Annotated in this window: 13 protein-coding genes; 8 read left to right on the plus strand and 5 right to left on the minus strand. The window is 65.6% G+C overall.

Translation table 11 applies throughout. The annotated features are described in order from the left end of the window. Positions 1 to 10 precede the first annotated feature (10 nt). From ABIB42_RS03425 to flgB, 4 genes are read right to left on the minus strand one after another with little or no spacing between them, the layout of a single operon-like run. Positions 11 to 1,561 (minus strand): flagellar hook protein FlgE, encoded by a 1,551-nt coding sequence (locus ABIB42_RS03425; RefSeq protein WP_429247899.1) that lies wholly within the window; start codon positions 1,559 to 1,561, stop codon positions 11 to 13. 39 nt (positions 1,562 to 1,600) lie between these two features. Next, positions 1,601 to 2,317 carry a flagellar hook assembly protein FlgD gene (locus tag ABIB42_RS03430; protein WP_005665853.1) on the minus strand — a complete coding sequence of 239 codons (717 nt, stop codon included), beginning with the start codon at positions 2,315 to 2,317 and terminating at the stop codon, positions 1,601 to 1,603. A gap of 14 nt (positions 2,318 to 2,331) precedes the next feature. After that, the gene (gene flgC / locus ABIB42_RS03435; protein WP_005665852.1) at positions 2,332 to 2,733 is read right to left on the minus strand and encodes a flagellar basal body rod protein FlgC; all 402 of its coding nucleotides are present in this window, start codon (positions 2,731 to 2,733) and stop codon (positions 2,332 to 2,334) included. Between the two features lie 9 nt (positions 2,734 to 2,742). Next, entirely contained in the window at positions 2,743 to 3,159 is a 417-nt protein-coding gene (gene flgB, locus ABIB42_RS03440; protein WP_071361649.1) for a flagellar basal body rod protein FlgB, read from the minus strand. A 344-nt stretch (positions 3,160 to 3,503) separates the two neighbouring features. Between flgB and flgA the strand changes: the two genes are divergently transcribed. The 4 genes from flgA to ABIB42_RS03460 all read left to right on the plus strand — a co-directional run bounded on the left by flgA (position 3,504) and on the right by ABIB42_RS03460 (position 6,545). Beyond that, positions 3,504 to 4,205 (plus strand): flagellar basal body P-ring formation chaperone FlgA, encoded by a 702-nt coding sequence (flgA, locus tag ABIB42_RS03445; RefSeq protein ID WP_184239033.1) that lies wholly within the window; start codon positions 3,504 to 3,506, stop codon positions 4,203 to 4,205. A 117-nt stretch (positions 4,206 to 4,322) separates the two neighbouring features. After that, positions 4,323 to 4,637 (plus strand): flagellar biosynthesis anti-sigma factor FlgM, encoded by a 315-nt coding sequence (flgM, locus tag ABIB42_RS03450; RefSeq protein ID WP_005665849.1) that lies wholly within the window; start codon positions 4,323 to 4,325, stop codon positions 4,635 to 4,637. Positions 4,638 to 4,640: 3 nt separating this feature from the next. Next, positions 4,641 to 5,111 (plus strand): flagella synthesis protein FlgN, encoded by a 471-nt coding sequence (locus ABIB42_RS03455; protein ID WP_071361646.1) that lies wholly within the window; start codon positions 4,641 to 4,643, stop codon positions 5,109 to 5,111. Between the two features lie 252 nt (positions 5,112 to 5,363). Next, on the plus strand, positions 5,364 to 6,545 hold the full coding sequence (locus ABIB42_RS03460) for a GGDEF domain-containing protein (RefSeq protein ID WP_273034755.1): 1,182 nt from the start codon (positions 5,364 to 5,366) through the stop codon (positions 6,543 to 6,545). 160 nt (positions 6,546 to 6,705) lie between these two features. On the opposite strand, the gene ABIB42_RS03465 is transcribed toward ABIB42_RS03460, so the two are convergent. Further along, the gene (locus ABIB42_RS03465) at positions 6,706 to 7,590 is read right to left on the minus strand and encodes a LysR family transcriptional regulator (protein ID WP_273027704.1); all 885 of its coding nucleotides are present in this window, start codon (positions 7,588 to 7,590) and stop codon (positions 6,706 to 6,708) included. A gap of 115 nt (positions 7,591 to 7,705) precedes the next feature. Between ABIB42_RS03465 and ABIB42_RS03470 the strand changes: the two genes are divergently transcribed. From ABIB42_RS03470 to ABIB42_RS03485, 4 genes are all read left to right on the plus strand, one after another. Continuing rightward, a complete protein-coding gene (locus ABIB42_RS03470) occupies positions 7,706 to 8,821 on the plus strand; it encodes an NADH:flavin oxidoreductase (RefSeq protein ID WP_273027703.1) in 1,116 nt (371 codons plus the stop codon). Between the two features lie 97 nt (positions 8,822 to 8,918). Then, positions 8,919 to 9,356, plus strand: coding sequence for a hypothetical protein (locus ABIB42_RS03475; RefSeq protein ID WP_219864990.1), 438 nt, complete (start codon positions 8,919 to 8,921; stop codon positions 9,354 to 9,356). A 142-nt stretch (positions 9,357 to 9,498) separates the two neighbouring features. Next, on the plus strand, positions 9,499 to 10,842 hold the full coding sequence (locus ABIB42_RS03480; RefSeq protein ID WP_429247900.1) for a chloride channel protein: 1,344 nt from the start codon (positions 9,499 to 9,501) through the stop codon (positions 10,840 to 10,842). A gap of 512 nt (positions 10,843 to 11,354) precedes the next feature. Next, a complete protein-coding gene (locus tag ABIB42_RS03485; protein WP_312485324.1) occupies positions 11,355 to 12,386 on the plus strand; it encodes a DUF4214 domain-containing protein in 1,032 nt (343 codons plus the stop codon). Positions 12,387 to 12,526 lie beyond the last annotated feature (140 nt).

Below are 12,526 nucleotides of genomic sequence, written 5' to 3' on the forward strand. Positions count from 1 at the left end.
TATCCAGTCGTTAACGCAGGTTGACCAGCGTCTGCATCACCGAATCCTGCGTCTTGATGGTCTGCGAGTTGGCCTGGTACACGCGCTGCGCGGTGATCATGTTGACCAGCTCGGCCGTCAGGTCGACGCTCGACGCCTCGGTGGCGTTCGATTGCATCACGCCCATGCCGCCGGTGCCGGCAACGCCGATCAGCGGCACGCCCGAGTTGGCCGACTCGGCCCAGGCATTATTGCCCAGCGGTTCCAGTCCATTCGGATTGCTGAAGTTGGCCAGCACGACCTGGCCCAGCGCCTTGGTCTGGCCGTTGCTGTACTGGCCCAGGATGGTGCCGTCGGCGCCGGTGGTGAAGCGCTGCAGCGCGCCCGGCTTGTAGCCATCCTGCTCGATGCGTTTTTCGCTGGTGGCGGTGCCGTACTGGGTGGTGCCGGCGAAATCGATCTGCACATTCAGCACCGACTCGGCGCCGGTCGACGGCACCACCGGGATGACGAAGTCGAACTTGCCGTTCTTGCCGTCCGAGTTGCCGCTTTCGGCCATGTTCAGCGAGCCGTTGGTATTGAATACCAGGGAGCCGACTTTCTGCCCTTCCATCTTGAGTTCCTTGGCGATCGCGGCATCGATGTCGGCCGGGGTCGCGCCCGGCACCGCGGCTGCGGCGAGCGCGGCTGCGCTGACCTCGGCGGCATTGCCCGACGCCGCATACTTCACATCGAGTTCACCTGCCTTAGCCGCGATCGCTGCTGCGGCGGCGCGCGCATACCCGGCCGCCGCGCCAGCAACGGCGGTCGCGTCTTTCGGCACCGCGTTGTTGGCGGTGGTCCACGTCGCGTTTGCCTCGACCGATGCTTCGTCGGTCTGGGTCACGCCGACGGCTGCCAATGCGTTCAGTTCGGTGCCGTCCTTCGACGCGTAGACATTCCAGACTTCCGGATTGTCCTTGTCGCGCACGTAATAGGTCGACAGCGTGTGCGCATTGCCCAGCGTGTCATACACGGCCATCGGCACCTGCTTGTTGTAGGTGGTCGGGTCGCTCGGGTCGAACTCCAAGTCGGCCGGCGCGCTGGAGCGCGAGTCGAGCTGCAGCTGGATCAGGCCCTTGGTGGTGACCTTCGGCGGCTGGTCCGAGGTGTCGATGCGCAGCGGCACCGGCGCGCCGGCGGCCAGCTGGCCGTTGGCGCCGAGACCGTAACCGGTCAGCTTGGCGCCCTGGGGGTTGACGATATAGCCCTGCTTGTCGAGCGAAAACTGGCCGTTGCGCGAATATTGCACCACGCCGGCCTGCTCGACGCGGAAGAAACCGGAACCGTTGATGGCGATGTCGAGCGGATTGTTCGTGGTTTCGATATTACCTTGGGTGAATTGCTGGGCAATGGCTGCGACCTTGACGCCGATACCGGCCTGGGTGCCGCCCGCGCCGTTGAGCGCGCTCGCATAGACGTCGGCGAACTGGGTGGTCGACCCTTTGAAACCCACGGTGCTGGCGTTGGCGATATTGTTGCCGATAACGTCGAGCGATTTAGCTGCAGCATTCAAGCCGCTCAAGCCTTGTTGGAAAGACATGGTAGTACTCCTGAATAAGGGTAGAGTAAGCGGCTAGGCTTACATGACTTGTTTGATATCGGCCAGGGTGACAGCGCCCTTGCCCGGCAGGTTCAACTTGACGCCATCCTTGCCACCGGTGGTGACGCTGGCGACGCTGTCGAAGGACAGGGTCTTGGCATCCTTGAGGACTTCACCGCCGCGGCTGGCGATCACGCGGAAGGTGTAGGCGCCGTCGGGCAGCACGATCGGCTTGCCGTCGGCGTCGACCTTGGTGGCGTCCGGCACGCCATCCCAGGCGATCGGCACGATGCCGGCATCCTGCTCGCCCAGTTCCAGCGACGCCACGTCCTTGCCGGTCTTGGAATCGACGACCACGACCTGCACCTTGTCGGCCGGGGTTGCCAGCTCCACGCCCAGGATCGCCTGGCTCTTGTGCAGCAGGATGTCTTCGCCCTCGACCAGCACGCCGTTGCCGATCAGCTGGGTGGCCTGCAGCGACTCGGTCGACTGGTAGCTGGCCTTGAGCGACTCCAGGGTCGTGTTGAGCTTGTTCACGCCGGTCACGGTCTGCAGCTGGGCCAGCTGGCTGGTCATCTGCGCGTTGTCCATCGGGCTGAGCGGATCCTGGTTCTTGAGCTGGGTGACCAGCATGGTCATGAACTTGTCGGTGTCGGCCTGGACGCTGTCGGTCTCGGTCTTGGCCTTGGCGTTCATTGCCGCCTGCAGGTCGGCGATATTCGAAGTCGGGCTCTGGGAGCTGATCGGGCTGGTCATGGTAGATAGGAAGGTTATTGGCCGATGGTCAGGGTCTTGAGCAGCATGGTCTTGGCTGCGTTCATGGTTTCGACGTTGGTCTGGTAGGAGCGCGAGGCCGACAGCATGTTCACCATCTCGTCGACCACATTTACATTAGGCATCGCTACATAGCCCTTGTCGTCGGCCATCGGATGCTTGGGATCGTAGACCTGCTTGAGCGGCGACGGGTCTTCGACCACTTCGCGCACGCGCACGCCGGTGGCGCCCGAGGCGGTCGGCACCGACTCGAACACGACCGCCTTGGCGCGGTAGGCTTCGCCGGTGGGCGAGGTGGCGCTGTCGGCATTGGCCAGGTTGCTGGCGGTGGTGTTCAGGCGCTGGGCCTGGGCGCTCATCGCCGAGCCCGACACATTGAAGATATTAAATAGCGACATCGTCAGTCCTTATTGGCTCTGCAGCGCCGTCATCAGGCCCTTCAGCTGGCTGTTGATCATCATGATCCCGGCCTCGTAGCGCAGCGCGTTGTCGGCGAACTGGTTGCGCTCGACGTCCATGTCGACGGTATTGCCATCGACGCTGCCCTGCACCACGCCGCGGTACAGCACCGGCGTGCCGTTGGCCAGGGTGTCGCCGGTGGCGGCGCCGCGCGGGATGTGACCGTTATTGGTGGTGTTCATCGCGCCGGCGTTCTTGCCGCCCGCCATCGCATTCTGCAGGGCGCTGGCGAAGTCGATGTCGCGCGCCTTGTAATTGGGCGTGTCGGCGTTGGCGATGTTCGACGCCAGCAGTTCCTGGCGCTGCGAGCGCAGGGACAGTGCGGTTTCATTGAAACGCAGGTAGTTGTCGAGATTGCCGATCATGCTGCCTCCGGGTCTAGGTGGTAATAGTTAGCTTGGAACTACTCTAAATCTGCGTAGTCTTAAACTACGGCGGTGAGTTCCACCGTGTCAGTCTGTGGAGGGGAAGGCTCTGGCCCTAGTTACACAGGGTGAAACCAGCCCCAACGAAGCAGAAATCCAACCGTAAGGCAAGACGCACTAGCTTTACGTAAGTTTGGAAGAACGGACAGAAGCGATGATACGGACCCAACCCAAAAGCCAATCGACAGATAAGGAGGTAGAAATCCCCTGCTATTCAATGTTTCGCTACGGAATCATTCGACCTAACATGGCAGCATTCCGATCTCCCATCAACTGGAATCTCCATGAAACAGCAACTTGTCGCCTTTTCGCTGCTCGCCCTCGTGTTCGGCGGCGCGCAGGCGCAACAGACATCCGGCGCCGGGCGCCAGAAGGCGGAAAGCGTGCGCGCGGTCGCCGAACAGTTCCTGAAGACCCAGAGCGCCGGCCTGCCGGGCCAGGTGACGGTGAAGGTGGGCGGCGTCGACCCACGCCTGAGCCTGCCAGCCTGCCCGGCGCCGGAGGCCTTCCTGCAACCCGGCGCCCGCCCCTGGGGCAAGACCACGGTGGGCGTGCGCTGCACCGCCCCCGCCTGGTCGCTGTACCTGCAGGCGCAGGTGAGCGTGGTGGCCGACTACGTCGCCGCCGCCGTGCCGCTGGCCCAGGGCCAGCCACTGGACGCAAGCCAGCTGGTGCTGGTGAAGGCCGACATCGCCGCCATGCCGAACGGCATCATCACCGACATCGCGCAGGCGATCGGCCGCACCCCGACCATCTCGCTGCCGGCCGGCACCGCGCTGCGCACGGACACCTTGCGCGCGCAGCAGGTGATCAAGCAGGGCCAGGCGGTACGACTGGTTTCGCGCGGTTCGAACTTCTCGGTGACGAGCGAGGCGAAGGCGATCAACAACGCCAGCGACGGCCAGGTGGTGCAGGTGCGCACCCAGTCCGGCACCGTCGTCAGCGGCCTGGCGCGCAACGGCGGGATGGTGGAAATAGTTCTATAAAGAAATGTGATTTTCGCGGCATCGAAATCGTGATTGATCGCTAAAGTTTGTAAAGGCGCAGCCGTTACATCAAGCAGATCCCGGAGCTTGTAGCTTCGAACCGAGAAGGATGATGCTGTGAAAATCAACGATACGCTCAAGGGCAACCCCGGCCTCCAGCCGGCGACCACGCAGACGAATACCGCGCGTGGCGCCGACAAGGCCGCAACGACGGCGCCGACGACCCAGGCGCAGACCGACAGCGTGCGGCTGTCCTCGCAGGGCCAGGCGATGGCCAATGCGGTGGGCGGCGGCGCGCAGGTGTTCGACGCGAAGAAGGTCGAACGCATCAAGATGGCCATCGCCGATGGCCAGTTCCAAGTCAACTCCGAGAAAGTGGCGGACGGCTTGCTAGAAACCGTACGCGACTTGCTCCATTCAAGACAACGCTAAACCATGACTCCGAGCCCGACCCAGACCATTGCAGCCGAACACCAGCACCTCGACGCCCTCGTGGCATTGATGAAACAGGAACAGCAATCCCTGGTCGCGCTCGACGCCGACGAACTGTCCAGCCTGACCACGCAGAAGAACGCCCTGCTGGCCAGCCTGTCGAGCCTGTCGCAACAGCGCCACGCGGCGCTGCGGGCAGCCGGATGCGAGGGATCGGAAGCGGGCATGGGACCATGGCTGGCCGCCAGCGACGATGGCGGCGCGCGGGAACAATGGGAACGCATGCTGGACGTGGCCCGCGAAGCAAAAGAACTCAACCGCGTCAACGGCATGCTGATCAGCAAGCAACTGGCGCACAACCAGGGCGTGCTCAACGCCCTGCGCACCCCCACCAATGCGCCGACCGGCGCGATCTACGGCGCCAGCGGCCAGACCGTGGGGCTGGGGGCATCGAAACGGTATGTCGTTGGCTGAAAAGCCGACATAAACATTCCCGCCGGCAAATTTTCAAGGGCATAATACCGCCTCACGCCATCGGCAACGAACACCAAAACGTCGTTCCCGCGGAGGCGGGAACCCAAGTATGCATGAGCTGCCGCAGTCTTCAACCTACCGTGGCTGCGCTAAGACCTTGGGTTCCCGCCTCCGCGGGAACGACCGTGTTTTGCCGCTAACGACCGAAATTTCCCTGCTATCTGAACGCTTCCAGCGCACAGGCCAGTCCACATGCTCGCCACCCAGCAGATCTTCCTGATCGCCGCCCTGCTCTGCTTTCTCGTCTTCCTGGCCCTGCTGGCCGCGGGATCGGAGAACGTGCGGGGCATGCGCGCCATGCTGGCCTCGGCCGTGCTGGGCCTGGTGGGCAATCTGCTGTACGCCTTCGGGCGCGAACTGCCGCCGCTGCTGGCCTATGAAGTGGCGAACATGGCCTATGCCGGCGCCGGCGCCGCGCTGGCGGCCGGCTACCGACAGCTGGCCGGCCTGCCGGCGCGCCTCGCGCCGCTGGCGCTGCTGGTGGGTGCGGTCGGCCTGCTGATCGCGCTCTTTCACTACCGCTTCGATTCCTTCGCCGCGCGCAGCGCCGTCGCCTCGCTGTTCCAGGCCGCCGTCTGCGCCGACATCGCGCGCAGCGTGCTGGCGCCCGCCGCCCTGAACAAGGTGCAGCGCTTCGTGCTGCTCATGTGCGGCCTGGTCGTGGCGGGCCACGCCGTGCGCATGGCCTGGCTGCTGCTGGCGGCCGAACCACCCGGCTCGCTGCTGCAGCCGAGCAGCGCCAGCCTGGCGATCCTGACCGCCGCCGCGCTGGCGCTGCCGGCGCTGACGCTGGGCGGCCTGTTGACCATGCACCGCTATATCCTGCAGCAGGCCGAGTACGTCGCCAACCACGACCACCTGACCGGCGCCTGGTCGCGCAAGGCCTTCTTCGACATCGCCGAGCGCGAGCTGGCGCGCAGCCGGCGCAACGGCCAGCCGCTGGCCCTGATGCTGATCGACCTCGACCATTTCAAGGAAATCAACGACGGCGGCGGCCACGAAGCCGGCGACGTCGCCCTGCAGCTGGTGGCCGAACGCGCCCGCGCCTCGCTGCGCGCGGCCGACTGCATGGCGCGCCTGGGCGGCGACGAGTTCGCGGTGCTGCTGCCCGAAACCACCCTGGCCCAGGCCTGCACGGTGGGCGAAAAGCTGCAGGCCGAGCTGCGCCAGCTGGCCGCCACCCTGAAACGCCATGGCGGACAAGCCCCGCTGACCCTGAGCATCGGCGTGACCGCGACCCAGGCCGACGAGCCGTTCAAGGCGACCCTGGCGCGCGCCGACGCCGCGCTGTACGCGGCCAAGTCGGCCGGCCGCGACAAGGTGATCGCGCTGGCGCCGCAACTGCAGCCGGCGCGCCCGCGCCAGGCCGGCTGATTTAGCGCCTATCCCGGTAGGTGGGGGGAAGCTCATGCCGATGCATGGCGGGCGTGAGCAAGGCGCGAGGAGGCCGCATGGCGAGCCATGCAACGACGAGCAACGCAGCGCACGCTTGCCAGGCGCGGCAGGAGCGACTCCCACCTACCGGGATAGGCGCTTAGCCGCCCAGGCGGGCCAGCTCTTCCTCCAGCGCACCCAGGAACACCTTGACCCGTTCCGGCACGTAGCGCCGGGTCGGGGTCACGGCCCACACCGACAGCTCTTCCATCGCCGCGTCCTCCAGCGCGACGCGCACCAGGCTGCCGGCGCGCAGGTGTTCATGCACGTCCCAGAACGTCAGCATCGCCAAGCCGAGCCCCTGCACGGCGGCGGTGCGCGCGGCGTCGACGCTGCTGGTGAGCACGCGCGCGTCGACCCGCCGCCGCTGCAGGCTGCCGTCCACCATGAAGGGCCAGCGCGCCACCGCATGCAGGCCGATGCACTGGTGGTGTTCGAGATCGGCCAGGGTGGCGGGCGTGCCGTGCGCGCGCAGGTAGCGCGGCGCGGCGCACAGCAGGCGCGGATTGGCGGCCAGGCGCCGCGCCACCAGTTCCGAATCGCCCGGGGTGGCCACCCGCAACGCCAGGTCCAGGCCCTGGCCGACGATGTCCTGCACCCGGTCGGACAGGTCGAGGTCGACGCGCAGGTCGGGATGGCGCTCGAGCAGGGACGGCAATAATGGCAGCACGATGGCCTGGCCGAACACGCTGGGCGCGGTCAGGCGCAGCAGGCCGGAGGCGCGGGCGCCGCTGGGCCGCAGCGCGCCGCGCGCACTCTCGTCGGCCTCGGCCAGGGTGGCCGCATACGGCGCGAAGGCTTCGCCCTCGGCAGTCAGCGCCAGCGAACGCGTGGTGCGGTGGAACAGCCGCACGCCGAGGTCGGCCTCGAGCGCGGCGATGCGGCGCGACGCCTGCATCGGGCCGATGCCGAGCTGGCGCGCGGCCGCCGACAAGGTGCCGCCGGCCGCCACCGCAAGAAAGATGCGCACATCCGAAATCTGCATGTTTATAACTGAATATGTTAAAGCGGCTGCACACCGGCCCGTCTTTATCGCCCGTCGGCGCTCGTCTACCATGGCTTCATCGTCGCCAAGCGACACCAACCGAGCGAAGACCAGCATGAGCGATTCCCTGAACCCGATTCTATCCGCAACCGATATAAAAGGCGCCAAGCTGCGCAACCGGCTGGCCGTGGCGCCGATGACCCGCGTTTCCGCGACGCCGGAAGGCGCGCCGACCCGGGCCATGCATGACTATTACCTGCGCTTCGCCCGCGGCGGCTTCGGGCTGGTGATCACCGAGGGCCTGTACACCGACCAGGCATTTTCGCAGGGTTACCTGAACCAGCCCGGCCTGGCCGACGACGAGCAGGCGCGCGGCTGGGCGCCCATTACGGAGGCGCTGCGCGAACAGGGCGCCCTCACCTTCGCCCAACTGATGCATGCCGGCGCCCTCAGCCAGGGCAACCGCTTCCGCAGCCACGGCGTGGCGCCATCGGCCGTCCAGCCGAAGGGTAAGCAGATGACTTTTTACCATGGCAAAGGCGAGTATGCCGTGCCGCACGAGATCAGCGAGGAAGAGATCGCGCAGGTCGTGCAGGGATTCGTCGATAGTGCCGTGCGCGCGGTGCGCATCTCCGGTTTCGACGGCATCGAGATCCATGGCGCCAACGGCTACCTGCTTGACCAGTTCCTGACCGCGCATACCAATCTGCGCACCGACCGCTGGGGCGGCCCAGTCGAGCGCCGCGTCGGTCTGCTGGCCGAGGTGCTGGCCGCGGTGAAGGCGGCCGTGGGCGACCAGACCCCGGTCGGCATTCGCATCTCTCAGGGCAAGGTGAACGATTTCACCAGCAAGTGGCCCGGCGGCGAGGCCGATGCGCAGGCGATCTTCGGCGCGCTGGCGCGGGCCGGGGCCGACTTCATCCACGTCACGGAATTCGAAGCGTGGCAACCGGCCTTCGCCGATGGCGGCGACAGCCTGGTGGCGCTGGCGCGCAAATATGCCCCTGGCGTGGCGATCATCGCCAATGGCGGCCTGCATGACGTGCAGCGTGCCGGCGAGGTGCGCGCAGCCGGCGCCGACGTGCTGGCGCTGGGGCGCGGCGCGCTGGCCAATCCCGACATGCCGACATTGTGGCAGCGCGAACTGGCGCCCCGCGTCTTCGACGGTGCCATCCTGGGTCCGATCGCCGACATCAAGGAATGCGAGCTGGCGTTGGCTGTGATCGATTGAACGGAAAGTCCTACGCGCAGGCGCTCCGCCCTCCTATTGGGAACGATGACTGGTGAACCCAGATGTTCATTTTGTCAGCTGTGCCAAGGAGAGCATCATGGAAGATAAAAAACCGCAGGACATCCAGCAGGACGATCAGGACCAGGGCCTGCGCCAGGGCCGCGCCGATTCCTATGCGGGCTTCGTGACCGACGACATGAGCGGCACGTCGAGCATCGGCTCGGGCAACGGGCAATCCGGTATCCAGAGCAATTTCGCCAAGGCTTCGCCTGAAAGCAATGTCGGCCCGGCCGGCGCGGCGCAGAGCAGCCATGGCAATGCATCCGGGCCAATTCCCGGCGGCGTGCTGGGCAAGTCCGAAGACAGGCAGAACGGCCAGTCGGCGATCGGCGGCGCGGCGACCGGCGGCTCGCCGGGCACCCACTACGACCGGGCGACGCAGGATTATGTGGGACGTGCCAGCGACGACAAGATCAGCGAGCGGCTGGCCGAGGGCGCCGAGAGTTCCGGAACGCCGGGAGACGGGCCACGGTAGTTGAGCAGGCTGCATGCCAGCATGCGTGTCGCCCCGCCAGGAAAGTGGCGGGCGACATTTTCCGGCGTCCTGATTGCACGCCGAACAGCAATACATTCGTCCAAATGTTTATAATGATGGCTCCGATAAATTCCCGGCCATCATGGCGCCCGAACCCTCTCCGCACGATGTGCGCTCCGCCTTCCGGCGTGAATTCGTTTCTCCCCACCTCTGGCGCACCCGGATCGTCGTGGTCAGCATGGCCGCCATCGCCGGACTGGTCGTGGTGGCCTTCACCTGGCTTGCCGAATCCGCCTTCGGACAATTCCAGCAACTCAATGAAATGGCATGGTGGGCGCCGCTGCTCTGGACGCCGCTGTGCTGCGCCGCCATCGTCTGGGTGACGCGCCGTCATGTGCGCGGCGCCGGCGGCTCCGGCATCCCGCAAGTGATGGCGGCGCTCGATCCCGCGCTGTCGGGCGGACGCCGTCCCCTCCTCGTGTCGCTCAAGCTGAGCCTGGCCAAGATCGGCCTGACTTCGGCCGGCCTGCTGGGCGGCTTGTCGCTGGGGCGCGAAGGCCCGTCGGTACAGATCGCGGCCGGCGTGATGCTGTCGGCCCGGCGCTGGCTGCCGCGGCGCAGCGGCATCAGCGCGCACTCTTTATTGGTGGCGGGCGGCGCGGCCGGCATCGCCGCCGCCTTCAACACCCCGCTGGCGGGCATCATGTTCGCGATCGAAGAGCTGTCGCGCACGCCCGAGCAGCGCAACAGCGGCCTGATCGTCGCCGGCATCGTGCTGGCCGGCCTGATCGCCGTCTCGGTTCACGGCAACGGCCCCCACTTCGGCGTGATCCACCCCGGTCCGATCGGCCTGGCCCTGCTGTGGCCGGGATTGCTGGCGGCCGTGGTGTGCGGCTTCGCCGGCGGCCTGTTCGCGCGGCTGCTGCTGGCCAGCCTGCGCGGAACGTCGCCCGACCTGCCCAGCCGCTGGCGCGCCCGCTACCCGGTGCGTTTCGCCCTCGGCTGCGGCCTCGTGGTCGCCATCATCGGCATCGTCAGCGGGGGCGCCACCTATGGCAGCGGCAACGAGGCGACCCGCGGCTTGCTCGAGAACGAAGCCAGCGTGCCGGTCGCATTCGCCCTGTTCAAGTTCGTGGCCACCTGGCTGACCGCCTGGTCAGGGGTGCCGGCCGGGATTTTCGCGCCATCGCTGTCGATCGGCGCCGCCCTGGGCCATGACATCGCCGTGCTGACCGGCTATCCGCATGCGCCGGCGCTGATCGCGCTGGGGATGGTTGGCTTCCTCGCTGCGGCGACCCAGGCGCCGCTGACGGCCTTCATCATTGTCATGGAGATGGTCGACGGGCATGGCATGGTGCTGAGCCTGATGGCTTGCGCGGTCGTGGCGAGCACGGTGTCGCGCGTGCTCGGCCCGCCGCTGTATGGGGCGCTGGCAGCGATCCAGTTGCCGCCGCGGCCGCAGCGTGATGCGAACGACCGTGGCTGACACGAGCGCTTCCGGCCGGCATGATCGATAGTGATCCAAACAATATCGATGCGGCACGGCATCAATTTTGCCGGAAAATGTTTCAAAAAAGGAATACTATTGGTATAGTACATGTATCTGTTCGTAATTTTGTTTCATTTTTGCGTAAATACATTGTGCGCAATTGAACACATTTTATGGGCGTGAAACAATCGGAGAGTTTTGTCGAAGAACGATCCATGTAGAATCCCCGACGATTGCGCACTGCATCATGGAAACTCCGTGAATCGGTGGGGCCAAGGTTGTTGGCCTGTATTGATAACGCTCTCAACTTAGCCCATGGCAATGCCGGCGAAGCTCGTGCCGAACTCTTCGATTTGTATCGATTTCCCGTTGCAGTATTGCATCGGGAGCCGCCCCTGTCACGACGGGCCCACGATATCTAGGGTGCGCAAGCAAGGTCCACAGGCAGTGCTTGTGCGCCTGGAGCGTCCGGTCTTACCGGGAATTTTGATCCTACTTAGGAGTAGTACATGTACGATACCAACGCCACCGCGATCAGCAACCAGCTGAAAGCTACCTCGGCGCAATTCTTCAGCGATGAAACCATTGCAAGCATTCTGGACCTGCTGCCAGCAAGCGGCACCGTCGTTGCTGACAATGTCACCGCCGCCAACAATGCCACGATCACCCCGGCAGCAGGCGTCGATGTCGTGTTCATCGAGACCTCGCCTACCCAGCAGACCACCCTCACCGTGACCGGTGACGTCCCTGCGATCTTCTTCCAGGGCAATGGCGGCGTTGACGCAACCATCGGCACCGCACCAGCACCAGCTGCAACCGGCAACTCGTCGGCAGCGACCGTGGCCGGCGAAGAAATCGCGCGCGTCGTGGTGGGCACCGCAGGCGCCGACACCATCACCATCGCCGATGGCGTGAACACCCAAGTGGTCGCCGGTGACGAAGACACCGTCGTCGCAGGTTCGGGCCACACCCTGGTGATCGCAGCCGAAGGCAGCAGCACCGTCGTGGGCAACGACAAGACCGTCGTCCAGGCAGCGGGCGCCGAAGAAGACTTCGTCATCACCACCGAAGACGGCAAAGCCACCATCGTCAACGCCGCTACCGGCGTGTCGGTGACCATGAGCGACGTCGACTTCGTCCAGCTGGATGGCGACGACGTGCTGATCTTCGCTGCCAACGAGAAGCAGGCAGCCGTGGCCAACCTGTACCACGCACTGCTGGGCCGTAACGCGGACGCCGGCGGTCTGGAGTTCTGGTACGACCACGCCGATGGTACCACCACCCTGCACACGATCGCTTCGGGCTTCCTGGAGTCGGCCGAGTACACCGCCAAGGACCAGGACGACGCCGAGTTCGTCGACGCCCTGTACGCAGGTCTGTTCGGCCGTCCAGCCGATGCAGCCGGCGCCGATTACTGGCTGGATCGCCTGGAAGACGGTGCTTCGCGCGCTGACGTGGCAACCGCGTTCGCGGAAGCGTCGGTCGACGGCGCCGAAGTGGAGATCGTCGGTACGGTCACCATCATCGACCCAACCGTGTAATTAAGTAGCACGATGCAACACCCAAAAGGGGGCCCTGCCCCCTTTTTCCTCTCTACGTGCACGTCCCGCCTGCGGGACGATGCACTTCTGACGCGAGCTGTGGAATTGTTCACGGCTGGCCAGCACGCCGATGCGCTGTT

The organism is Massilia sp. UYP32 (genome assembly GCF_050434365.1).
Taxonomy (GTDB): domain Bacteria; phylum Pseudomonadota; class Gammaproteobacteria; order Burkholderiales; family Burkholderiaceae_D; genus Telluria; species Telluria timonae.

Excerpts from the sequence above, each read along its gene's own strand:
- flgA (WP_184239033.1), top strand. The coding sequence starts at position 3,504 with ATGAAACAGCAACTTGTCGCCTTTTCGCTGCTCGCCCTCGTGTTCGGC.
- ABIB42_RS03465 (WP_273027704.1), bottom strand. The coding sequence starts at position 7,590 with ATGCAGATTTCGGATGTGCGCATCTTTCTTGCGGTGGCGGCCGGCGGC.
- ABIB42_RS03455 (WP_071361646.1), top strand. The coding sequence starts at position 4,641 with ATGACTCCGAGCCCGACCCAGACCATTGCAGCCGAACACCAGCACCTC.
- ABIB42_RS03470 (WP_273027703.1), top strand. The coding sequence starts at position 7,706 with ATGAGCGATTCCCTGAACCCGATTCTATCCGCAACCGATATAAAAGGC.
- flgC (WP_005665852.1), bottom strand. The coding sequence starts at position 2,733 with ATGTCGCTATTTAATATCTTCAATGTGTCGGGCTCGGCGATGAGCGCC.
- ABIB42_RS03485 (WP_312485324.1), top strand. The coding sequence starts at position 11,355 with ATGTACGATACCAACGCCACCGCGATCAGCAACCAGCTGAAAGCTACC.
- flgB (WP_071361649.1), bottom strand. The coding sequence starts at position 3,159 with ATGATCGGCAATCTCGACAACTACCTGCGTTTCAATGAAACCGCACTG.
- ABIB42_RS03425 (WP_429247899.1), bottom strand. The coding sequence starts at position 1,561 with ATGTCTTTCCAACAAGGCTTGAGCGGCTTGAATGCTGCAGCTAAATCG.
- ABIB42_RS03480 (WP_429247900.1), top strand. The coding sequence starts at position 9,499 with ATGGCGCCCGAACCCTCTCCGCACGATGTGCGCTCCGCCTTCCGGCGT.
- ABIB42_RS03430 (WP_005665853.1), bottom strand. The coding sequence starts at position 2,317 with ATGACCAGCCCGATCAGCTCCCAGAGCCCGACTTCGAATATCGCCGAC.
- ABIB42_RS03460 (WP_273034755.1), top strand. The coding sequence starts at position 5,364 with ATGCTCGCCACCCAGCAGATCTTCCTGATCGCCGCCCTGCTCTGCTTT.
- ABIB42_RS03475 (WP_219864990.1), top strand. The coding sequence starts at position 8,919 with ATGGAAGATAAAAAACCGCAGGACATCCAGCAGGACGATCAGGACCAG.